We start from the raw sequence: 22,373 nt of genomic DNA, 5'->3' as shown, positions 1-22,373 counted from the left end.
AGGCCCGGGGCCGGTCCCCGCGGAGCGCGCCCGGACGGCCGTGAAAGTTTCACGCGGCGGTTGACGTCCGTCAGAGGCGGGGTTTACATGTCGTGCGGCGCAGCGTCAGGCAGGCGGACCACGAACGGCGGCACGGCCGCCCCCGAAGGAGGACCCCTGTGCGTCGCCTCGCACGTCTGATCGGCACCTCGTCGGCCGCGCTCGCGCTCCTCGCGAGCACGGCCTTCGCCTACCCCGACCCCGGCCACGTCACCGGGGACGTCGTCGTCCACGACCCCACGATGATCCGCACCTCGACCGGATATGTGCTCTATTCCACCCACGGCTACCTGGAGGCGCGCACCTCCACCGACCGCATCGCCTTCTCCCGCGCCGGATCCGCCTTCCGCACGCCGCCGTCGTGGTGGCGCGCCTACTCCTCGGGCAACGATCCGTGGGCGCCCGACATCTCCCAGCACGGCGGGCGCTATCTGCTCTATTACGCGGTGTCCGGCTTCGGCTCCAACCACTCCGCGATCGGCCTGGCCACCAGCTCGACCGGGCAGCCCGGCTCGTGGACCGACCAGGGCGTCGTCTATGCGACCACGACCAGCTCCGACCACAACGCCATCGACCCGAACCTGCTCGTGGACGCCTCCGGCCGGTGGTGGCTGAGCTTCGGCTCCCACTGGAGCGGCATCCGGATGATCCGGCTGGACCCCTCGACGGGCAAGCGGCTTCCCGGCGACGGCACGCTCCACCACCTCGCCACCCGCCCCGACGCGCCCCGCGCCGTCGAGGCGCCCCACATCGTCAGGCACGGCGACCACTACTACCTGTTCGCCTCCTACGACCGGTGCTGCGCCGGCACGAGCAGCACGTACAAGGTCAAGGTCGGCCGCTCCACCAGGCCGACCGGCCCGTACGTCGACCGCTCGGGGCGGCCCATGCTGGGCGGCGGCGGCACGCCGGTCCTGGAGACGCACGGCCGGTTCGTCGGCCCCGGCGGGCAGAGCATCATGCGGGACGTCGACGGCGACCTGCTCGTCTACCACTATTACGACGGCGCGGAAAACGGCACGCCCAAGCTCGGGATCAACCTCCTCGGCTGGGATTCCGGCGGCTGGCCGTACGTGCATTAGAGCCCGCGGGCGCGCCCCGGTCACGCCGGCGCGGCCGGGGCCGCCTTTCTGGACATCCGAATCAGGACCATTGACATCCACACAAAACGGACCCTACGTTGTGCGAAACGTTTCGACAACCGTATCGGCCCCTCCGGCCGAGCGTGCCCAGGGTCGGGAGCAGGATGTCCTCATTACGAGACGTGGCCGAGCGCGCGCAGGTCGCGATCAGCACCGTGTCGGCCGCGCTCAACGGGACCCGGCCGGTCGCGGCCGACACCAGGCGGCGCATCGAGCAGGCCGCGGCCGAGCTCGGCTACCGCCCCAACCTGCTGGCCAGGGGCCTGCAGAGCAAGCGCACCCGCATCCTCGCGCTGCTGTACCCCGCCCCGCGCAGCGGCTTCGGCCTGACGGAGATGGAGTTCGCCACCGGCGCCGCCGAGGCGGCCCGCGAGCTGGACCACCACCTGCTGCTCTCCCCCGAGCACGCCGACCCGATCGAGGAGCTGCGCCACCTCACCGGCGTCGGGCTGGTCGAGGGGGTGCTGCTCATGGAGGTCGGCCTCGACGACGAGCGGGCGTCCTTCCTGTCGGCGGCGGGCGTGCCGTTCAGCATGATCGGGCGCACCAGGGACCCCGGCTCGATCGACTACGCCGACATCGACTTCGCGGCCACGGCCAGGTCCGCCGTGGCGCACGTGGCCGCGCTCGGCCATCGCGCGCTCGCCTTCTTCAACCTCTCCGCCGACGCGCACGCCGCCGGATACGGCCCCGCGGTCCGCGCCGGCGAGGAGTTCGCGGCCGCCGCGCGGGCGGCCGGGATCGGCTATGTGGACGGCTACCGCCCGGGGTCTGCGGAGGAGGGCCGCGAGGCGTTCGAGCGGCTCGTGGACGCGCACCCCGGCGTGACCGCGCTGGCCGTGATGGACGACCACGCAGCGGTCGGGGTGATCGCGGCCGTGGCGGCGCGCGGATGGCGGATCCCCGAGGACCTGACCCTGATGCTGGTGTTGTCGTCGGCCCGGGTCGCGGAGATGTTCCACCCCAGGCTGACGACGCTGGAGCCGCCCGGCACGGAGCTCGGCAGGCTCGGCGCGCGCATGCTCGTCGACCGGCTGCGCGGCGACGGGCCGCCCCAGCAGCGGCTGGTGCCCTGCCGGCTGGTGGCCGGCGACAGCTCCGCGCCCCCACGGACGACCGGGCGGGAAGGGAGGAGGCGGGCATGACCGCACGGCTGGGGATGCACACGCTCACCGCGGGCCGCGGGCTGCTGTTCGGCGGCGACTACAACCCCGAGCAGTGGCCGGAGGAGGTGTGGGCGCAGGACGCCGAGCTGATGCGCGCGGCCGGGGTCAACCTGGTCACCGTCGGCGTGTTCAGCTGGGCCAGGCTCGAACCCGAGCCGGACGTGCGTGACTTCGGCTGGCTGGACCGGGTGCTCGACCTCATGGGCGAGAACGGCGTCGCGGTGGACCTGGCCACCCCCACCGCCTCGCCGCCGCCGTGGCTGGGGCACCGCTGGCCGCAGACGCTGCCGGTCGACGAGTCGGGGCACCGGCTCTGGTACGGCGCGCGCAACCAGTTCTGCCCCTCCTCGCCCGTCTACCGCGAGCGCGCCCTGTCGATCGTCTCCGCCCTGGCCTCCCGGTACGCCGGCCACCCGGCGCTGGCCCTGTGGCACGTCGGCAACGAGTACGGCCAGGTCTGCCACTGCGACGAGTCGGCGGCCGCGTTCCGCGCCTGGCTGCGCGAGCGCTACGGCGACCTGGAGACGCTCAACGAGGCGTGGGGCACCACGTTCTGGAGCCAGCGCTACGGCGACTGGGCCGAGATCGTCCCCCCGCGGCTGGCCCCGTACATCATCAACCCGTCGCAGCGCCTCGACTGGCGGCGCTTCTGCTCCGACGCGCTGCTGGAGCACTACCGGGCCGAACGTGACCTCCTGCGGGAGCACACCCCCGGCACGCCGGTGACCACGAACTTCATGGGGCTGTTCAAGCCGGTCGACTACTGGTCGTGGGCGGGCGAGGAGGACGTCGTCTCCAACGACTGGTATCCGGAGCCGGGCGACCCGCTGGCCCCGGCGCGCACGGCGCTCACCCACGACCTGATGCGCGGGCTCGCGGGGGGCCGGCCGTGGCTGCTGATGGAGCAGGCCACGAGCGCCGTCAACTGGCGCCCGCACAACCTGCCCAAACCGCCCGGCCAGTTCCGGCTGGAGTCACTGCAGGCGCTGGCCCGCGGCGCGGACGGGCTCTGCTACTTCCAGTGGCGGGCCTCCAGGTTCGGCGCCGAGCGTTTCCACGCCGCGATGGTGCCGCACGCAGGGCCGGACACGCGGCTGCACGCGGCGGTCCGCGCCCACGGCCGGGAGCTGCGCGGGCTCGCCTCCGTGGCGGGCACGCCGGTTCCCGCGCGGGTGGCGATGGTGTTCGACTGGGCGAGCTGGTGGGCGCTGGAGGAGCGCGGCCGGCCCAGCGACCGGCTCGACGCGACCGACCAGCTGCTCAGCTACTACCTGCCGCTGTGGGAGCGCGGCGTGAGCGTGGACGTGGTGCCGCCCTCCGCCGGCCTGTCCGGCTACGCGCTGGTGGTGGTCCCGAACCTGTTCCTCGTCGGCGACCGGGACGCGGCGGCGCTGACCGCCTACGCGCGCGGCGGCGGCGTGCTGGTGGTCGGGCCGTTCTCCGGGGTGGTGGACGAACGCTCGCACGTGCGTACGGGCAGGTTCCCCGCGCCGCTGCGTGAGGTGCTGGGCGCGTCCGGCGAGGAGTGGCGGCCGGCGCCCGACGACGTGCCGGTGCGCTGCCGGTGGGCCGGCGGCGCCGCCTTCACCGCGCACACCTGGACGGAGCTGGTGGCGGCCGAGGGCGCGCAGGCGGTGGCGGAGTTCGCCGGCGGCGACCTCGCGGGCAGCCCCGCCGTGCTGCGGCATCGCGCCGGCGACGGCGTCGCCTGGTACGTGGCGACCATGCCCGAGGCCGCCGCGCTCGGCGAGATCATCGAGCGGGCGCTGGCCGACGCCGGCGTGGCCGGCGCGCTGCCACGGCTGCCGCCCGGTGTCGAGGCGGTACGCCGCGGCGACGTGCTGTTCCTGCTCAACCACGGCGCCGAGACGGCCGTCGTGCCCATCCCCTGGCAGGCGGAGGACCTGCTGACCGGAGCCGTCGCGGGCGGCGAGGTCACGCTGGCTCCCCGCGACGTCGTCGCGCTGCGCCCCCACGCGGAATGACCCCTGCTCACCGTTGCGGCCCACTGTTCTGCGAAAGGAGGGGCGGCGCCTACCGCCGGTCCTGCCGGCGGTGGACGCCGCGCCACGATCCCGATGAAGTTCAAAGACGGCTACTGGCGGATGCGCCCCGGGGTGCGCGGCGACTACGCCGCCTCGGCCCACGACGTGACCGAGGACGCCGGCTCGCTGCGGGTGCTCGCCCCGACGAGGGAGATCACCCGCCGCGGCCACACCCTCGACGGCCCGGTGCTGCGGCTGGACCTGTCGTCCCCCATGCCGGACGTGATCAGGGTCCGTACGGTGCACTTCGCCGGATCGGTGCCGGACGCGCCGGCCTTCGACGTGCGTGACGAGCGCCCGGACGTGCGGGTCGCCGTGGACGGCGAGAGCGCGAGCCTGACCAGCGGCGCCCTCACCGTGCGGGTGCGCAGGGACGCGCCGTGGGAGATGACGTTCAGCGCCGGCGGCCGCGAGCTGACCCGCAGCGCCGGGAAGAGCCTGGGCGTGATGCACGACGCCGATGACCGGCACTTCATGGTCGAGCAGCTGCGCCTGAGCGCGGGAGAACTCGTGTACGGGCTCGGCGAGCGCTTCGGCCCTCTGGTGCGCAACGGGCAGTCCGTGGACGTCTGGAACGACGACGGCGGCACCAGCAGCGAGATGGCCTACAAGAACGTGCCCTTCTACCTCACCAACCGCGGCTACGGCGTGTTCGTCAACCATCCCGGCCGGGTGTCGTTCGAGGTGGGCTCGGAGTCGGTGTCGCGGGTGCAGTTCAGCGCCGAGGGCCACGACCTGGAATACCTGGTCATCCACGGGCCGGAGCCGGCCGACATCCTGCGCCGCTACACGGCGCTGACCGGCCGCCCCGCGCTGCCGCCCGCGTGGTCGTTCGGGCTCTGGTTGTCGACGTCCTTCACCACCGACTACGACGAGGCCACGGTGACGTCGTTCGTGGACGGGATGGCGGAGCGGGACCTGCCGCTGAGCGTCTTCCACTTCGACTGTTTCTGGATGCGGCGCTACCGGTGGTGCGACTTCGAGTGGGACCCGGAGGTGTTCCCCGACCCGGAGGGCATGCTGCGCCGGCTCAAGGAGCGCGGGCTGCGCGTGTGCGTGTGGATCAACCCGTACATCGGGCAGGCGTCGGCGCTGTTCGACGAGGGCGCGGCCGCCGGGCACCTGCTGCGCCGCCCTGACGGGACCGTCTGGCAGGATGACCACTGGCAGGCCGGCCGGGCGCTGGTGGACTTCACCTCGCCCGCCGCCAGGGAATGGTATGCGGGCAGGCTGCGCGGGCTGCTCGACATGGGGGTGGACGCGTTCAAGACCGACTTCGGCGAGCGCGTCCCGACCGACGTCGTCTACGCCGACGGCTCCGACCCCGAGCGGATGCACAACTACTACAGCCTCGTCTACAACGAGACCGTGCACCGGGTGCTGGCCGAGCGGGGCGCGCCCGTGGTGTTCGCCAGGTCGGCCACCGTGGGCGGGCAGCGGATGCCGGTGCACTGGGGCGGCGACTGCGAGTCGACGTTCGAGGCGATGGCCGAGTCGCTGCGGGGCGGCCTGTCGCTCGGCCTGGCCGGGTTCGGGTTCTGGAGCCACGACATCGGCGGGTTCGAGGGGCGGCCCGATCCGGCGGTGTTCAAGCGGTGGGTGGCCTTCGGGCTGCTGTCGTCGCACAGCCGGCTGCACGGCAGCGGGTCCTACCGGGTGCCGTGGTTGTTCGACGAGGAGTCGGTCGACGTGCTGCGCGCGTTCACCCGGCTCAAGGCCCGGCTGATGCCCTACCTGTACGGCGCCGCCGTCCAGGCCACTCGCGAGGGCGTGCCGGTGATGCGGGCGATGCAGCTGGAGTTCCCCGGTGACCGGGCCTGCGACCACCTGGACGCCCAGTACATGCTGGGGCCGGATCTGCTGGTGGCGCCGGTGATGTCCGTTGACGGCGACATTTCGTATTACGTCCCTGACGGGGTGTGGACCCGCCTGCTCGACGGCGAGACCGTCACCGGGCCCGGCTGGCGTACCGAGCGGCACGGGTTCGACAGCCTGCCGCTGCTCGTGCGGCCCGGCGCGGTGCTGCCGATCGGAGCCCGCGACGACCGGCCCGACTACGACTACGCCGACGGAGTCACCCTGCAGGTCCACCAGCTCGCCGACGGCCGGAGCCGTACGGTCACCGTGCCCGCGGCGGACGGCGGCGACGCGGCGGTGTTCGAGGTCGCGCGCGCGGGCGAGCGGATCCGCGCCCGCCGCGTCCAGGGCGCGCCCATGCCCTGGAACCTGCTGCTCGCCGGGGTGCGCGAGGCCCGGCACCCCGACCTCGAGACCACGCCCGGCGGCGTGCGGGTGGCCGCCGGGCCAGACACCGACGACATCGAGATCATCCTCCGAGGAGCAGAATGACCACCTTTCCCGAGAACTTCCTGTGGGGCACCGCCACCGCCGCCTACCAGGTGGAGGGCGCCTGGAACGAGGACGGCAGAGGCCCGTCGATCTGGGACACCTTCTCCCACACGCCCGGGCTCGTCGCGGGCGGCGACACCGGCGACGTGGCCTGCGACCACTACCACCGGCTCGAGGAGGACCTCGACCTCCTGGGCGCGCTCGGCGTCGGCGCGTACCGGTTCTCCATCTCCTGGCCGCGCGTACAGCCCGGCGGCAGCGGCCCGGTCAACGCGCCCGGCATGGACTTCTACTCCCGGCTGGTCGACGGCCTGCTCGCCAGGAACATCGCGCCCGTGGCCACGCTCTACCACTGGGACCTGCCGCAGGAACTGGAGGACGCCGGCGGCTGGCCGCACCGCGACACGGCCATGCGCTTCGCCGAGTACGCCCGGCTCATGGGCGACGCGCTCGGCGACCGCGTGCGCACCTGGATCACGCTGAACGAGCCGTGGTGCTCGGCCTACCTCGGCTACGCCTCCGGCGTGCACGCCCCGGCCAGGACCGAGCCCGCCGCCGCGCTGGCCGCCCTGCACCACCTGAACCTCGGCCACGGCCTGGCCGTCCAGGCGCTGCGCACGACCGCCGCCGCGTCGGCGCAGATGTCGGTCACGCTCAACCTGCACCACGTGCGCGGCGTGTCCGAGCGCGACGCCGACGCCGTACGGCGCGCGGACGCGCTGGCCAACCGGGCGTTCCTCGGCCCCATGCTGGAGGGCGCCTACCCGCGCGACCTCATCGCCGACACCGCCTCGGTGACCGACTGGTCGTTCGTGCGTGACGGCGACGAGGCGGCCGCGTGCCAGCCGCTGGACGTGCTCGGGGTCAACTACTACAACCCCACCCTGGTACGCCAGTGGGACGGCTCCACGCAGCGGGAGACCGCCGACGGGCACCAGGACGGAGCGGCCTCGCCGTGGATCGCGTGCGAGGACGTCGAGTTCGTCCGCCAGCCGGGGCCGTACACCGAGATGGGCTGGAACATCGACGAGACCGGCCTGACCGAGCTGCTGCTGCGGCTGCACCGCGACCACCCCGGCCTGCCGCTGATGATCACCGAGAACGGGGCCGCGTTCGCCGATGTCGTGGACGCCGACGGGCGCGTCCGTGACGAGCGCCGCGTCGACTACCTGCACCGCCACCTGACGGCCGTGACCGAGGCGATCGCGGCCGGCGCGGACGTGCGCGGCTACTTCGTGTGGTCGCTGATGGACAACTTCGAGTGGGCGCACGGGTACGCCAAGCGGTTCGGCATCGTGCGGGTTGACCGCGACACCATGGAGCGCACCTGGAAGGACAGCGCCCACTGGTATCGCGAGGTGGTCGCCACCGGCAAGCTGCCCTCCTAGGGTTTGCGGGCCACGCCTCCGACGAAGGTGTGGTACGTGATGCCCGGCGTCGCGTGGTCGTCGGCGCCGGGCCGCCACTCGGGCAGCGGCACCAGGCCGGGCTCCAGCAGCTCCAGCCCGTCGAAAAAGGCGAGGATCTCCTCGCGGGCGCGCCAGCGCCCGGTGCCCAGGTGCTCGTTGAAGATCTTCTCCGCCGCGTACGCCTGCCGCGACACCTCGGGCATGGCCTCCCCCGGGTTGCAGAAGTGCGAGATCACCAGGTGGCTGCCCGGGGCGAGCGGCCGGACCAGCCGGTCCACGATGCCGGCCGGGTCCTCGTCGTCACCGAGGTGGTGCAGGATCCCGAACATGAGCAGCCCGACCGGCTCGGAGAAGTCGATGAGGCCGCGCGCCTTCCGGTCGGCGAGGATGGCCTCCGGGTCGCGGGCGTCGGCCTCGATGATCGTGGTGGTCTGGTCGACGGCCAACAGCGCGCGGCCGTGCACGAGCACGATCGGGTCGTGGTCGACGTAGACGACGCGGGTTCGCGGGGCGACGGCCTGGGCGATCTCGTGCACGTTGCCCTGCGTCGGCAGGCCCGAGCCGAGGTCGATGAACTGGCGGATGCCGGCCTGCGCGGTCAGGTGGCGTACGGTGCGGCGGAGGAACTCCCTGTTGGCCCTGGCCGCCTCGGGCGCGTCGGGCGCGACCTTGAGCACCAGGGCGGTCATCTGGCGGTCTACCTCGTAGTTGTCCTTGCCGCCGAGCATGTGGTCGTAGACGCGGGAGACGCTGGGCTTGCTGGTGTCGATACCGGGCGGGGCGCTTTCCTGCTCGCTCTCGGACACTGCCGGCTCCTCGGATGGTCATGGGGGGGTCAGGCCCATGATCCTAAATCGGCACCCCGCTATGTGCAGACATTTCATGAGCAAAGGAAAGCCCGCTGGGACGCCGCCAGGCTCCTCTCCGCCGCCGGCACACCGGGGTGGTCGTGGTGGCCGGTCTCCAGCACGTGCAGCTCCCTGGGTCCGGCCAGCGCGTTGTGGACGGCGAACTGGCCGGGCGGCGGCACCGCGGGGTCGAAGAGCGCGGCCGCCACGTGCACCGGGATCGTGATCCGGGCGGCGGCCGTGGCCGCGTCGAAGTACCTCAGCACCTCGGCCGTCTCCGGGTGGCTCGCGTGCCTGGCGCGGACGGCCTCCCCGCTGCCGGTGCAGGGCAGGGTGAGGCGCAGGGGATGGGCGCCGAAGCTGGGGACGACGAGGGCGGCGGCGGTGAAACGGTCGTCCCAGGGCAGCGCCAGCGCGCCGATGCCGCCCCCGAAACTGGCGCCGAGGTAGTCGAGCCTGCCCGCGGCCTCGGGCACGAGATCCAGCAGGGCGGTCGCCGCGCACCACAGGTCGGCCGCGCAGCCGCCGTGCACGTAGGACTCCCTGGCCTCGATGCCGTGCAGGACGTGCCGCGCGGCGTCGGAGGGGATGCCGGGCTGCGTGCCGCGGGCGCCGAGGCCACGCGCGCACGGCCAGATCGCCGCCGTGCCCCGGGTGAGCGGCAGCGGGCCGACACGGTCGCGCCCGCCGTAGCCGTGGCCGACCACGCAGCCCCGCGTGACCCGGCCGTCCGCGGGAACGGTGAGCCAGCCGCCCAGGCGGACCCCGCCGAGCGAGGCGTAGCGCACGGGACGCACGACCACGCCGTCCGCCTCCGCCTCCGGAGGGCCCGCCCAGGCGTCCACGTCCACCGCCGCCGCACGGGCGCGCAGTCCCTGCCAGAACGCGGCGAAATCGTCCGGCTCCTCGGGGACGGGGACGGCGAGCAGGGCGTCCAGGTCGTAGCCGTGGGTCGGGTCGAAGGGGTAGGCGTGGTCCACCTGGACGCCCTGGTTGCCCGGGTGAGCGGTGCGGTTCATACGATCATGATGCAGGAGCCGCGCCGGCGGCGGTCATGAGAGCCCGAGCTCGCCGCGCAGCAGGCGCGCCGCGCCGGCCATGGCGCGCATCTTGCCCGCCGCCGATTCCCTGGGCAGATATTTCATCCCGCAGTCCGTGGCGATGACGACGCGCTCGGGCGGCACCCGGTCGAACGCCCTGCGCACCCGATCCGCCACCACCTCGACCGGCTCGACGTCCGGCGTGGACAGGTCGATCACCCCGAGGATGACCGTCTTGTCCTTCAGGTCGGACAGCACCCCCAGGTCGAGACCCGACTGGGCGGTCTCGATCGACACCTGCTCGACGGGGCAGCCGGCCAGCTCGGGCAGGAACGAGTACGCCTCGGGCCGCTCGTGGATGATCGCCGCGTAGCCGAAGCAGATGTGCACCGCCGTCGTGCCGGTGACGCCGTCGAGGGCGGCGTTCAGCGCGGCCAGCCCGTAGGAGCGCGCCTGCTCGGGCCGGGCCTGCATGTACGGCTCGTCGATCTGGACGATGTCCGCGCCCGCCGCGAACAGGTCGCGGATCTCGGCGTTGACCGCCGCCGCGTAGTCCATCGCGGCCGCCTCGGCGTCGGGATAGTGGTCGTTCTGGGCCTGCTGGCTCATCGTGAACGGCCCCGGCACCGTCATCTTGATCGTGCGGCCGGTGTGGGCGCGCAGGAAACGCAGGTCGTCCACCTCGATCGGGCGGGCGCGGCGGATCGGGCCGACGATGCGCGGCACCGGGTTGGGGTGGCCGCTGCGGTCGAGCGCCGTGCCGGGGTTGTCGAGGTCGATGCCGTCGAGGGCGGTGGCGAAGTGGTTGGAGTAGCTCTCGCGCCGGATCTCGCCGTCGGTGAGGATGTCCAGCCCGGCGCGCTCCTGGGCCCTGATCGCCAGCTCGGTCGCGTCGTCCTGGGCCTGGGCGAGCAGGTCGGGCGGGACGCGCCACAACTCCTTGGCCCGCACCCGCGGCGGGAACCGCTCGGCCAGCCTGGCGCGGTCGATCAGCCATTCGGGCTGGGCGTAGCTTCCGACCAGCGACGTCGGCAGCGTGGGCAGGGGGGTCACGGGCCCTCCTTCACGTAGGTGATGCCTTCCACTGTGCTCCTCCCGGCTGTGCTCCTACCAGCGATCGAGGTGAAGCACCTCGTCCAGCGGCTGCCGCTGCGCGGGCCTGAACGTCTCGCCCGTGTAGTAGGCGGTGGGGATGAGCACGCCCTGGCGTACGTCGGCGGGGATGCCGAGCAGCTCGGCGATCTCGCTCTCGTACGCCAGGTGCAGCGAGGTCCAGGCGGTGCCGAGGCCGCGGGCGCGGGCGGCCAGCATGTAGCTCCACGCGGCGGGCAGCAGCGAACCCCACAACCCCGCCTGGTTGCCCTCGGGCAGCCCGCCGGGCGTGTGGATGCACCCGAGCACCAGCACCGGCACGTCGCCCATGCGCTCGCTCAGGTAGTCGGCGCTCTCGGAGACCCGCCGCTGGGTGGCGGCCCGCGCCGGGTCGTCCTTGAACAACGACCCGGCCGAGCCGTCCGAGGTCCGGTACGCGCCGAACGAGCGCCGGTAGTAGCCGCCGATCGCCGCGCGGAGCTCCGGATCCGTCACCACCAGCCAGTGCCAGCCCTGCCGGTTGCTGCCGCTGGGCGCCTGGAGCGCGATCTCCAGGCACTCGCGCACCAGGTCCGGCGGCACGGGACGGGTCAGGTCGAGGCGCTTGCGCACGCTGCGGGTGGTGGTGAGCAGCGCGTCCGGGCTCAGCGGTGTGATCGTCATACGGCCATCATGTCAACCTGGCCGCGTGATCCGGAGGACCCCTTGGACCCGGATCTGCCCTTCACAGGCGGCCGAGCGTCTCCATCGCGGGCAGCGCCCGGTCGTCATAGCCGAACAGGGCCTGGTTCTCCCAGGCGTTGCCCGACGACGGGTCGGCCGGGTCCCAGCCGTTGCCGCGCACGCCGGTCCACGTGGCCTCCCAGGTGAACAGCCCGAGACCCAGGCCGCCCGGCACCCGGCGGACGATGTCGGCCACGGCGGCCAGCATCGCCGCCTGCCCCTCCGGGGTCGCCCGGTAACCCGGGTAGGGCTCGCCGGCGGTGATGATGTTGGCCCAGCCGTCGTCGTCGGCCGTCGTGAACGGGTACGCGGTCTCGACCACGACGACCGGCTTGCCGTACCTGACGGCCACGTCGTTGATGTTGGCCCTGAACGTCTCCAGCGTGCCGTGCCAGTAGGCGTAGTACGACATGCCGATCACGTCGTAGCGCACGCCGTTCGCGTTCGCGTTGTCGAACCACCACCGGTAGAGGCCGTTGTCGCCGCCGTCGGCCAGGTGCAGCACGACCTTGGTCGAGCCCGACACCCGCTTGACCGCGTCGTACCCGGCGTTCAGCAGCGCCGCCGTGTTCGGCCAGGTGGAGGTGGAGCCGTCGGGCCAGAGCAGGCCCCCGTTGATCTCGTTGCCGATCTGCACCATGTCCGCCGTGGTGCCCTGGCGGCGCAGCGCGTCGAGCACGTCGTACGTGTGGTCGTGGACGGCCTGCCTGAGCCGGTCGAACGGCAGCGACTCCCAGGCGGCGGGCTTGAACTGCTTGCCCGGGTCGGCCCACGTGTCGGAGTAGTGGAAGTCGACCAGGAGTTTCATGCCCTGGGCCTTGACCCGCCTGGCGAGGTCGAGCACCTGGGTCTTGGTGTTGTAGCCGTCGGCCGGGTTCACCCAGACCTTGAGCCTGACGTGGTTGAGCCCGGCCCGCGACAGGATGCCCAGCGCGTCGCCCCTGCGGCCGCGGGCGTCGCGGTAGACGCCGCCGAGCGCCTCCGACTTGGCCAGGCTGGAGACGTCGGCGCCCCTGATCTGCAGCGCCGCCCTGGAGGTGCCGGCATGCGCGGGCTGGACGACGGCGAGCTGGACGATGGGGGCGGCGAGTAACAGCAGTGCGGCGAGTATCCGTTTCATCGGGTCTCCTCAGGGGTGGGGGGTTTCCACGACGACGGTGACCGCGCCGGGCGCGACGGTGACCGCGCCGTCGTGCCGCACGCCGTCGAACACGCTGACGCCGCTCACCCCCTCGACCGTCACGGGCTCGTCGCCGTGGTTGATCAGGAAGACGTGGCCGCCCCTGCGCACCAGCTCCAGGGTGTCGGGGAGGCCGCGCGGCCGGGACACGTCCGCGTGGTCGAGCACGTGCGCGAGCAGCCGGCGCAGGCCGGTGACGGGAGCGGTGGCGAGGTACCAGGCCGTTCCGCCGCCGAGGTCGTGGCGGGTGAGGGCGGGGTGTCCCGCGTCGGGCCCGCCGGCGAAGGCGCGTACGGTGACCGCGCCGGCCGGACGGACCCGCTCCGACCAGACGCGGGCGGTGATGCCTTCCCGGCCGGCCAGCTCGACGGTCTCGTCCTCGCGCAGCGGGTGGAACTCCTCGATCGACAGGCCGAGCAGCTCGCGCAGCGCGCCGGGGTAGGCGCCCGGGTGGAGGGTGTCATGCTCGTCGACGATGCCGGAGAAGTACGACACGAGCAGGTTGCCGCCCGCTTCGACGTACCGGTGCAGGTTCTTGGCGGAGGCCTCGGTGAGGAGGTACGAGCTGGGCGCGACCACCACCCGATATCCCGAAATATCAGCAGAAGGGTGGACGAAGTCCACCGTGACATGCTCCCGCCACAACGCCTCGTAGAAGGCGTCCATGCGCTCCCGGAACGCCAGGTCCACCGACGGCCGCCAGTCCAGCTCCAGCGCCCAGTACGACTCCCAGTCCCAGACGATCGCCACCTCGGCCCGCACCCGGCCGCCCCTGACCCCGGCGAGCGCGCGCAGGTCGGCGCCCAGCCGCACCACGTCGCGCCACTGCGCGGAATCGGTCCCGGCGTGCGGGACCAGGCCGGAGTGGAACTTCTCCGCCCCGAACCGCGAGGCCCTCCACTGGAAGAACAGCACGCTGTCCGAGCCCCGGGCGACGTGCGCGAGGCTGTTGCGGCGCAGCTCCCCCGGCCGCTTGGCGAGGTTGCGCGGCTGCCAGTTGACCGCGCCCGCCGAGTGCTCCATGAGCATCCACGGCTCGCCGCCGGCCACCGAGCGGGCCAGGTCGGCGGACATCGCCAGGTCGATGTGGTTGTCGGGCAGCTCGGCCTTCAGGTAGTGGTCGTTGGCGATCACGTCGACCTCGCGGGCCCACCGCCACAGGTCGGTGGACTTGCAGTTGACGGTGCCGGCGAAGTTCGTCGTCACCGGGACGCCCGGGGTGAGCTCGCGCAGGATGTCGCGCTGGAGCACGTAGTGCTCGCGGTGCTGGCCGTCGCTGAAGCGGGCGTAGTCGAGCCGCTGGGCCGGGTTGAGCACCGTGTGGTTGGCGCGCGGGGCATCGATCTCGGACCAGTCGGTGTAGGTCTGCCCCCAGAACGTGGCGCCCCAGGCATCGTTCAGTGCGGATATGTCGCGGTACGTCTGGCGGAGCCAGCCGCGCCAGGCCGCCACGCTGTGCTCGCAGTAACACTCGCCCAGCGGAGCGCCGTACTCGTTGTGCACGTGCCACATCACCACGGCGGGATGGCCGCGGTAGTGCTCCCCCAGCGCGCGCACCAGGCGCGCGGTCGCCGCGCGGAAGGCCGGAGCGCTGGAGCAGGCGCTCTGCCTGCCGCCGAACCCGATCCGCGTCCCCTCCCTGGTCACCGGCAGCACGTCGGGATGGCGGGCGACGAACCAGGCGGGCGGCGCGGCGGTCGGCGTGGCCAGGTCGACCGCGACGCCGGCCTCGTGCAGCCGGTCGATGACCTCGTCCAGCCAGCCGAACGTGTAGCGCCCCTCCTCGGGCTCCGTCAACGCCCACGAGAACATGCCCAGGCTGACCAGGTTGACCCCGGCCTCGCGCATCAGGGCCACGTCCTCGTCGAGAGTCTCGCGCGGCCACTGCTCTGGGTTGTAGTCCCCGCCAAAGGCGATACCGGCAGGACGCTCCGGATACATCCATCCCCCTCGAAAGTCTCTGTGAACGTGCACAGTAAGGCAGATCCCGAAAGAGGGAAACGGCCCCCTTGCAAATTCCTGCAAACGCGGGAGATTAACGAGAGCGTAACAACCTCTTGACGGCGATTTCTGCGCTCCTCCACTCTGTGCACGTTCACAGACATTCTGGAGGTACGCATGCGCGCCAACCGCCTTGGAGCAGCCCTGGCCGTCGCCCTCACGGCTGCCCTCGCGAGCTGCGGGTCCGGCGAGCCCGCCGAGAGCCCCGAGGCGGCGCCTGCCACGGCCGCTCCCCGGGGGCCCGTCAAGCTCACGTACTGGACCTGGGCCCCGAACATGGACAAGATCGTCAAGGTCTGGAACGACGCCAACCCCGACATCCAGGTGACGGTCAGCAAGCAGGCCGGCGGCGACGACGCGGCCGCCAAATACCTCACGGCCGCCAAGGCCGGCAACCCGCCCGACCTGGTGCAGGCCGAATACCAGCACCTGCCGTCGTTCATCGCCGCCGACGCCGTGGCCGATCTCAAGGCCGCGGCCGCCCTCATCAAGGGCGAGTTCTCCGAGGGCCTGTGGAACCTCGTCACCCTCGGCACCGACGCGGTCTACGGCATCCCGCAGGACAGCGGCCCGATGATGCTCTTCTACCGCGAGGACCTCTTCGACGAGCACGGCATCGAGGTCCCGAAGACCTGGCAGGAGTACGCCGAGGCGGCCCGCACGGTGCGCAAGAAGGACCCCGACGCGTACCTCGCCACGTTCTCCAGCAAGGACCCGGGAGCGTTCACAGGGCTCGCCCAGCAGGCCGGCGCCCAGTGGTGGTCGATCAGTGGCGAGTCGTGGAAGGTCGACGTCGCCGACGAGCCCACCAGGAAGGTCGCCGACTACTGGGGCGGTCTGGTCGAGGAGGGCGCCATCGACGACATGCCGTACTTCACCCCCGAATGGAACAAGGCGCTCAACGACGGCAAGCTGCTGACCTGGCCGTCGGCCGTGTGGGCGCCGGGCGTGTTGTCGAGCAACGCGCCCAAGGCCAAGGGCAAGTGGGCCGTCGCGCCGCTCCCCCAGTGGAACGCCGGCGAGAGCTTCAGCGGCTTCTGGGGTGGCTCGTCCACCGCCGTGTCGGCCAGGACGCCGCACCAGGCCGCCGCCGCGAAGTTCGCCACGTGGCTCAACACCGACCAGAAGGCCATCGACCTGCTCGTCAAGGAGGCCGCGATCTACCCGGCGGCGACCAAGGCGCAGTCGGCCCTCGGTGAGGCGCCCGGCTACTTCTCCAACCAGCCCGACTTCTGGCAGCAGGCCGCCGCCGTGTCCGCGGGGGCGCGCGGCTTCACCTTCGGGCCGAACGTCGGCGTGACGTACAACGCCTTCAAGGACGGCTTCGACAAGGCGCTGCAGGACGGCACGCCGTTCTCCGCGGCCGTGCAGGCCATGCAGGACGCCACGGTCGCCGACATGCGCAAGTCCGGCTTCCAGATCGCGTCATGAAGCGGCCGGGCAGGGGAGCGTGGCCGTACCTGTTCCTGACCCCCGCGATCGTGCTGTTCACGCTCTTCCTCGCGGTGCCCATCGCCTACACCGTCCACCTCGCGATGCGCCGGACCAAGGTGTCGGGGCTGGGGCTCGGCAAGGGCGCGCGGCGCGAGGTCTTCGTCGGGTTCGACAACTTCGCCGCCGCCCTGGCCGACGCCGAGTTGTGGCAGGGCTGGCTGCGGGTGCTCGGCTACGGCGCGCTGGTGCTGGTCGTGATGCTCGGCCTGGCGCTGCTGTTCGCCCTGCTGCTGGACTCGGCGCGGGTGCGGCTGGCCCGCTTCTCCCGGATCGCGATCTTCCTGCCGTACGCGGTGCCGGGGGTGGCGGCCACCCTGCTGTGGGGCTTCCTCTACCTGCCCTCGCTCAGCCCGCTCAGGACCGTCCTCGACGTCGACTACCTGGGCGCGACCACGGTCACGTACTCCATGGCGAACGTGGCGGTGTGGGGCGGGACCGGCTTCAACATGCTCGTGCTCTACACCGCGCTCCGGGCGATCCCCCGCGACCTGTACGAGGCCGCGCGCCTCGACGGCGCCTCCGAGGTGCAGATCGCCCTCCGGGTCAAGATCCCGATGCTGGCGCCCGCGATCGTCCTCACCACGGTGTTCTCGATCATCGCGACCATCCAGGTGTTCACCGAGCCCACCGCGCTCCGGCCGCTGACGAACACGATCAGCTCCACGTGGAGCCCGCTCATGAAGGTCTACCGCGACGCGTTCGTCACCGGCGACCTGTACTCGGCCGCCGCCACCTCGATCGTCATCGCGGCGATCTCTCTCGTCCTGTCGTTCGGGTTCCTGCGCGTGGTCCGCGACCGCGCCTTCAGGGAGGGTTGATGGCCGGGGTCACCGCCGCCACCGCACACCGCCGCCGCGCGCGCGGCGCGTCCGCGCGCGGGCCGTGGGGGGTGGCGCCCACCGCGCTGCTCCTCCTCGGCGCGATCTACTGCCTGTTCCCGGTGTTCTGGGTGCTGATCGCGGCCACCAAGTCGCCCGGCGAGCTGTTCAGCACCTCGACGCTCTCCTTCGGCACCGGCTTCTTCGACAACGTCGCGGAGCTGTTCGCCTACCGCGAGGGCGTGTTCTGGCTCTGGGCGGCCAACACGCTGATCTACGCGGGCGGCGGCGCGCTGCTGTCGACCGCCGTCTCGGCCGTCTCGGGGTACGCGCTGGCGAAATACCGCTTCCCCGGCAGGAACGCGATCTTCAACCTGCTCATCGGCGGCATCCTCGTGCCCGCGGTGGTGCTGGCCATCCCGCAGTACCTGCTGTTCTCCGAGATCGGCCTGGCCGACAGCCACTGGGCCGTGCTGCTGCCGCAGATCCTGCACCCGTACGGCATCTACCTGGCCCGCGTCTACGCGGCCGCGGCGATCCCCGACTCTCTGCTGGAGGCCGGGCGGATCGACGGGGCCGGCGAGGGACACCTGATGACGCGGGTGGCGCTGCCGCTGATGGTGCCGGGCATGGTGACGATCTTCCTGTTCCAGTTCGTGGCGATCTGGAACAACTTCCTGCTGCCGTTCATCATGCTCGGTGACGACGGCAAGTTCCCGCTCACCGTCGGCCTCTACACGCTGCTGGCGGCCGGGGCCAACCAGCCGGCCCTCTACAACCTGATCCTCACCGGCGCGCTGCTGTCGATCGTGCCCTTGATCGCGCTGTTCCTCACGATGCAGCGATACTGGAAGACCGACCTGTCCTCCGGAGCCGTCAAGTGAAACGCCCCACGATCCACGATGTCGCCGCCGCCGCGGGCGTGTCCCGCGGCACGGTGTCCCGCCTGCTCAACGGCGACAAGTACGTGAGCCCGGCGGCACGCGTGGCCATCGAGAGGGCCATCTCCGAGACGGGCTACGTCGTCAACCGGGCCGCCCGCAGCCTGGTCACCCAGCGCACCGGATCCGTCGTGATGGTGCTCTCGGAGCCGTACGAGAAGTTGTTCGAGGACCCCAACTACAGCACGCTCATCCGGGTCGCCATCAAGATGCTGGCCGAGCGGGACCTGTCGCTGGTCATGATGCTGGCCGGCGACGCGGCCGAGCGCGAGCGGGTGGTGCGCTTCGTGCGCGGCGGCCACGCGGACGGCGTGTTGCTGGTCTCGACGCACGCGGGCGACCCCCTCGTGGAGGCGCTCGGCTCCGGGCCGCCCGCCGTCTCCTGCGGCGCGGTCATCGGCCACGAGAACGTCATCCCGTACGCCGCCGCGGACGAGCGGCTCGGCGCCCGGCAGATGACCGAATACTTCGTCGCCCAGGGCCGCAGGCGCATCGCCATGATCACCGGGCCGATGGACACGCCGGGCGGCATCCAGCGGCTCGAGGGGTTCGCCGAGGTGCTGGGCCGCAAGGCCACCTCGAAGCTGATCGCCCACGGCGACTGGACCCAGGCCAGCGGCGAGCGGGCGATGGCCGGGCTGCTGGAGCGCGCCCCCGACATCGACGCCGTGTTCGTCGCCTCCGACCTGATGGCGGCGGGCGCGCTGGCGGCGCTGCGGGCGGCCGGGCGCGGCGTGCCGGACGACGTGGCGGTGGGCGGGTTCGACGACTCCTCGGTGGCCGTCTCCACGCATCCGCCGCTGACCACGATCCGCCAGCCGCTGACCGAAATGGCGCAGGAGACCATCCGCCTGCTGCTGGCGCTCATCGACGGGGCCGGGCAGCTCGAGCCGGTGATCCTGCCCACCGAACTCGTCATCCGCGAGTCGGTCTGACCCCTCCTGACACCATTGCTGACAAACCTTTACCCGAATCCTCGAAAATCCGTAAATACCGCCAATTCAGCAGTATGATCGCGCCAGTCGTCTTCGCGACGTTCCCGAAGGAGCCGACGATTGGCCGAAAGCGAGCCGGAGCGCCCGCCGCGAAAGGTGGACACCACGAGACCCAGCGTCTCCCGCGTCTACGACGTCATGCTCGGCGGCAAGGACAACTACGCGTCCGACCGCGAGCTCGCCCGGCTGGCCCTCGATGTCGCCCCCGACGCGCCCGAGGCGGCGCGGGCCAACAGGGAGTTCCTCAAGCGCGTGGTCCGCTGTCTGGCCGCCGAAGCCGGCATCCGCCAGTTCCTGGACCTCGGCTCCGGCCTGCCGGCCCAGGGCAACGTGCACGAGATCGCCCAGGCCTGCGCCCCCGGCACGCGCGTGGTGTACGTCGACCACGACCCGATCGTCCTCGTGCACGGCCGCGCGCTGCTCGCCGTGGACGACACCACCACGGTCGTCGAGGCCGACCTCCGCGAGCCCGAGGAGATCCTCGGCCACCCCGAGGTCGGCAAGCTCATCGACTTCGGCGAGCCCGTGGGGCTGCTGATGTTCGCGATCCTCCACCACCTGCCGGACGCGGCGAACCCCGCGGGGATCGTCTCGAGGATCGTCTCCCGCCTGGCGCCCGGCAGCCACCTGGCCGTCTCCCACTTCTGCAACCCCGGCCAGGCGCGCCCTGAGGTGTCCAGGCAGGCGTACACCGCGGAGCGGCTCTTCCACGAGCGCCTGGGCTCCGGGCGGTGGCGCACCCGGGAGGAGATCCTCGCCTTCTTCGACGGGCTGGACCTCCTGGAACCCGGCCTCGTGCCCGTGCCGGAATGGCGGCCGGGCCCCGGCGACCAGGCGGAGCCCGGCATCACGTACCACACCTTCGTCGGAGCGGTGGCCCGCAAACCCTGACGGCTCACCCGATCACGGGAAGGCGCAGGCCGGCGGCCAGCGCGTCCCGGAGCACCGGCACGTCAGGGGCGAACAGCGGCTCGGGCAGGGCGCCGGGGGCGCACCAGCGCAGCTCGGCGGCTTCCCCGTCACCGCTTCCCGTCCGGGCCAGGGCCGTGCCCAGGAAGACGGCTCCGACGAAGTGCCGCAGCGAACCGCCGGGATAGCGGTGGACCTGCGTCGCCGGGTCGCTGTAGATGCCGAGCAGGCCGTCGATGCGCGCCTCCCACCCGGTCTCCTCCCTGCACTCGCGGAGCGCGGCCTCGCTCCACGACTCCCCCGGCTCCAGACCGCCGCCCGGGATGCCCCACGTGGCGTCCTCCGCGCGCCGCATGAGCAGGATGCGACCATCGGCATCGCGCAGCACGACGCCGGCGGTGACTCTGACGGCGAGTCCGGTCATACGGGGAGCATCCTTCGCGTCGACTGGCGTGAGGCGTGCCCGGGCACCCGAGCCCAGGACGAGATCGCCTCTCGCGACTCTACCGGCGCGAGCGCAGCCCACCCCCACACTCAAAGGCCGCTTTTCCCGCAGAAAAGGACACCCAGCGGCAACCACCCCGGCCTCTGACCGCCTTCCGTCAAGGCTTGGCGCGCCCCGAGGATGCCCGGCTCTCGCCCATGGACCACACGACTCGACGTTCTCCGGTGACGTTCGCATTTCTTCGATCACTTCAGGACTCCATTGAATCGTTCGTGACGGTTCACGAAGCGCCCGCGTAGACCCAGCGTCCGTCCAGGCGGACGAACCTGCTGTGCTCCTCCTGCTCCCCCGCCCGCCCGCGTTCGACGTAGTGGGCGCGGAAGCGTACGGTGCCCTCGGTGTGCACGACGCTGCCGCCGGTGCTCTCCAGCACCTCCAGCCGCACCCAGCGCATCTTCCTGTCGAGCCCGAGGCGGGCCGGGCGGGTGGAGGGATGCCAGGTGCGCAGCAGGTAGGCCTCGTCGCCCGTCGCGAACGCGCTGAACCTCGACCGCATGAGCTGCTCGGCGGTGGCGGCGGCCGCCTCGCCCCGGTGGAACCTGCCGCAGCAGTCCTGGTAGGGGGTGGGCAGGCCGCAGGGGCAGGAACGAGGAGCCATGCGCTCCATTGTGCCGCCCGCGTGCCCTCGCCGAGCCGCCCCGCCGCCGCCGTCGAACCGCGCCGCTACCCCGCCCGAGTGATCTCACCGAGTTGTGCGGTGAGGCCGGACAGCGTGAGGCCCAGCGGGGCGTCCACGGTGAGGATCGCGTCCGCGTCGCCGCCGGTCGGGCCCTGGTTGACGATGGCGATCGGGATGCCGAGCTCGGCGGCCCTGGTGACGAACCGCAGCCCCGACCTGACCTTGAGCGAGGAGCCGAGCACGAGCAGCGCCCGCGCCCCCGCCACCATGGCGAAGCATTCGTCGACGCGGGGCCTGGGCACGTTCTCGCCGAAGAACACGACGTCGGGCTTGAGCAGCCCGCCGCACCCCGCGCAGTCGACGACCCGGAACCCGGCCACCTGCGCGTCGGTGAGCACGGCGTCGCCGTCGGGGTTGATCGAGCCCGAGGCGGCCCACCCGGTGTTGGCCTCGCGCAGCCGGCGTTCCAGCTCGGCCCGGGAGGTGCGCTCCCGGCACGACAAGCAGGCGACCCGGTCGAGCCCGCCGTGCAACTCGATCACCCGCAGCGCGCCCGCCGCCTGGTGCAGCCCGTCGACGTTCTGGGTGACGATGCCGGCGAGCAGTCCGCGCCGCTCCAGCTCGGCCACGGCCCGATGCCCGGCGTTGGGCCGCGCGTCGCCGATCTGCCGCCAGCCGACGTGGCTGCGCGCCCAGTAGCGCCGCCGCGCCTCCGCGCTGCCGACGAACTTCTGGTACGTCATCGGCTCGGCGCGGCGCGAGCGCCCCGTCGGCCCCCGGTAGTCGGGGATGCCCGACTCCGTGGACAGGCCGGCGCCGCTGAGCACCGCCACCCCGCCCCGGGCGACCAGCCCGGCCAGCTCCGCGAGCTCCGCGGTCGTCGTCGTCACACCATCCATGGTGCCCGACCCCGCACCGTGCCTCACCCGCCCTGGCTTCCGGCGGGACCGCTGTTCCACCTGCCGGGTCCGGTCCGCTCACGCTCGCACCCCAACCGGCGGCGATATCAGACGGTAACGTTAGATGCACGGTATGCTACCGATCGCCATCGACGACCT

General features: G+C 72.3%; 19 protein-coding genes. 10 read left to right on the top strand and 9 right to left on the bottom strand.

The features are described 5' to 3' along the window. The first annotated feature begins 158 nt into the window (after positions 1-158). The 5 genes from ACTWPV_RS22175 (at position 159) to ACTWPV_RS22155 (ending at position 8,129) form a co-directional block, all read left to right on the top strand. Positions 159-1,121 carry an arabinan endo-1,5-alpha-L-arabinosidase gene (locus ACTWPV_RS22175; RefSeq protein WP_443153222.1) on the top strand — a complete coding sequence of 321 codons (963 nt, stop codon included), beginning with the start codon at positions 159-161 and terminating at the stop codon, positions 1,119-1,121. Positions 1,122-1,285: 164 nt separating this feature from the next. Next, the gene (locus tag ACTWPV_RS22170; RefSeq protein ID WP_443153221.1) at positions 1,286-2,326 is read left to right on the top strand and encodes a LacI family DNA-binding transcriptional regulator; all 1,041 of its coding nucleotides are present in this window, start codon (positions 1,286-1,288) and stop codon (positions 2,324-2,326) included. Continuing rightward, a complete protein-coding gene (locus ACTWPV_RS22165) occupies positions 2,323-4,332 on the top strand; it encodes a beta-galactosidase (protein WP_443153220.1) in 2,010 nt (669 codons plus the stop codon). Before ACTWPV_RS22170 ends, ACTWPV_RS22165 begins: the two co-directional genes overlap by 4 nt. A gap of 93 nt (positions 4,333-4,425) precedes the next feature. Beyond that, positions 4,426-6,741, top strand: a complete 2,316-nt coding sequence (yicI, locus tag ACTWPV_RS22160; protein ID WP_443153219.1) for an alpha-xylosidase — start codon at positions 4,426-4,428, stop codon at positions 6,739-6,741. Beyond that, a complete protein-coding gene (locus ACTWPV_RS22155) occupies positions 6,738-8,129 on the top strand; it encodes a GH1 family beta-glucosidase (RefSeq protein ID WP_443153218.1) in 1,392 nt (463 codons plus the stop codon). Before yicI ends, ACTWPV_RS22155 begins: the two co-directional genes overlap by 4 nt. On the opposite strand, the gene ACTWPV_RS22150 is transcribed toward ACTWPV_RS22155, so the two are convergent. The 6 genes from ACTWPV_RS22150 to ACTWPV_RS22125 form a co-directional block, all read right to left on the bottom strand. Beyond that, positions 8,126-8,956, bottom strand: a complete 831-nt coding sequence (locus ACTWPV_RS22150; RefSeq protein ID WP_443153217.1) for an SAM-dependent methyltransferase — start codon at positions 8,954-8,956, stop codon at positions 8,126-8,128. The genes ACTWPV_RS22155 and ACTWPV_RS22150 overlap by 4 nt on opposite strands. 74 nt (positions 8,957-9,030) lie before the next feature. After that, the gene (locus ACTWPV_RS22145; RefSeq protein ID WP_443153216.1) at positions 9,031-10,017 is read right to left on the bottom strand and encodes an acetylxylan esterase; all 987 of its coding nucleotides are present in this window, start codon (positions 10,015-10,017) and stop codon (positions 9,031-9,033) included. Between the two features lie 33 nt (positions 10,018-10,050). Continuing rightward, a complete protein-coding gene (locus ACTWPV_RS22140) occupies positions 10,051-11,091 on the bottom strand; it encodes a uroporphyrinogen decarboxylase family protein (protein WP_347644681.1) in 1,041 nt (346 codons plus the stop codon). A gap of 54 nt (positions 11,092-11,145) precedes the next feature. After that, the gene (locus ACTWPV_RS22135; protein ID WP_443153215.1) at positions 11,146-11,793 is read right to left on the bottom strand and encodes a nitroreductase family protein; all 648 of its coding nucleotides are present in this window, start codon (positions 11,791-11,793) and stop codon (positions 11,146-11,148) included. A gap of 61 nt (positions 11,794-11,854) precedes the next feature. After that, positions 11,855-12,973 carry a glycoside hydrolase family 53 protein gene (locus tag ACTWPV_RS22130; protein WP_347644683.1) on the bottom strand — a complete coding sequence of 373 codons (1,119 nt, stop codon included), beginning with the start codon at positions 12,971-12,973 and terminating at the stop codon, positions 11,855-11,857. Positions 12,974-12,982: 9 nt separating this feature from the next. After that, complete coding sequence (locus ACTWPV_RS22125) at positions 12,983-14,974, bottom strand: beta-galactosidase (RefSeq protein WP_443153214.1); 1,992 nt, start codon at positions 14,972-14,974, stop codon at positions 12,983-12,985. A gap of 177 nt (positions 14,975-15,151) precedes the next feature. On the opposite strand from ACTWPV_RS22125, the gene ACTWPV_RS22120 reads away from it, so the two are divergent. From ACTWPV_RS22120 to ACTWPV_RS22100, 5 genes are all read left to right on the top strand, one after another. Beyond that, on the top strand, positions 15,152-16,465 hold the full coding sequence (locus ACTWPV_RS22120) for an ABC transporter substrate-binding protein (RefSeq protein WP_443153213.1): 1,314 nt from the start codon (positions 15,152-15,154) through the stop codon (positions 16,463-16,465). Further along, entirely contained in the window at positions 16,462-17,346 is an 885-nt protein-coding gene (locus ACTWPV_RS22115) for a carbohydrate ABC transporter permease (RefSeq protein ID WP_443153212.1), read from the top strand. The genes ACTWPV_RS22120 and ACTWPV_RS22115 overlap by 4 nt, the downstream gene beginning before the upstream one ends. After that, on the top strand, positions 17,346-18,230 hold the full coding sequence (locus ACTWPV_RS22110; protein ID WP_347644686.1) for a carbohydrate ABC transporter permease: 885 nt from the start codon (positions 17,346-17,348) through the stop codon (positions 18,228-18,230). Before ACTWPV_RS22115 ends, ACTWPV_RS22110 begins: the two co-directional genes overlap by 1 nt. Further along, positions 18,227-19,222 (top strand): LacI family DNA-binding transcriptional regulator, encoded by a 996-nt coding sequence (locus ACTWPV_RS22105; protein WP_443153211.1) that lies wholly within the window; start codon positions 18,227-18,229, stop codon positions 19,220-19,222. Before ACTWPV_RS22110 ends, ACTWPV_RS22105 begins: the two co-directional genes overlap by 4 nt. Positions 19,223-19,342: 120 nt before the next feature. Continuing rightward, on the top strand, positions 19,343-20,173 hold the full coding sequence (locus ACTWPV_RS22100; RefSeq protein ID WP_443153210.1) for an SAM-dependent methyltransferase: 831 nt from the start codon (positions 19,343-19,345) through the stop codon (positions 20,171-20,173). A 4-nt stretch (positions 20,174-20,177) separates the two neighbouring features. Here the strand turns inward: ACTWPV_RS22100 and ACTWPV_RS22095 are convergent, their stop codons facing one another. The 3 genes from ACTWPV_RS22095 to ACTWPV_RS22085 all read right to left on the bottom strand — a co-directional run bounded on the left by ACTWPV_RS22095 (position 20,178) and on the right by ACTWPV_RS22085 (position 22,214). After that, complete coding sequence (locus ACTWPV_RS22095) at positions 20,178-20,615, bottom strand: NUDIX hydrolase (RefSeq protein WP_443153209.1); 438 nt, start codon at positions 20,613-20,615, stop codon at positions 20,178-20,180. A gap of 301 nt (positions 20,616-20,916) precedes the next feature. Then, positions 20,917-21,294: a YchJ family protein gene (locus ACTWPV_RS22090; RefSeq protein ID WP_443153208.1), complete on the bottom strand. Its 378-nt coding sequence runs from the start codon at positions 21,292-21,294 to the stop codon at positions 20,917-20,919. 65 nt (positions 21,295-21,359) lie between these two features. Next, entirely contained in the window at positions 21,360-22,214 is an 855-nt protein-coding gene (locus tag ACTWPV_RS22085) for an NAD-dependent protein deacetylase (RefSeq protein WP_443153207.1), read from the bottom strand. Between the last annotated feature and the right edge of the window lie 159 nt (positions 22,215-22,373).

Origin of the sequence: Nonomuraea sp. KM88 (genome assembly GCF_052245635.1) — a bacterium.
GTDB lineage: Bacteria > Actinomycetota > Actinomycetes > Streptosporangiales > Streptosporangiaceae > Nonomuraea.
Note: the sequence above shows the minus strand (reverse complement) of the source record. Positions and strands in the feature narration are given on the sequence as shown.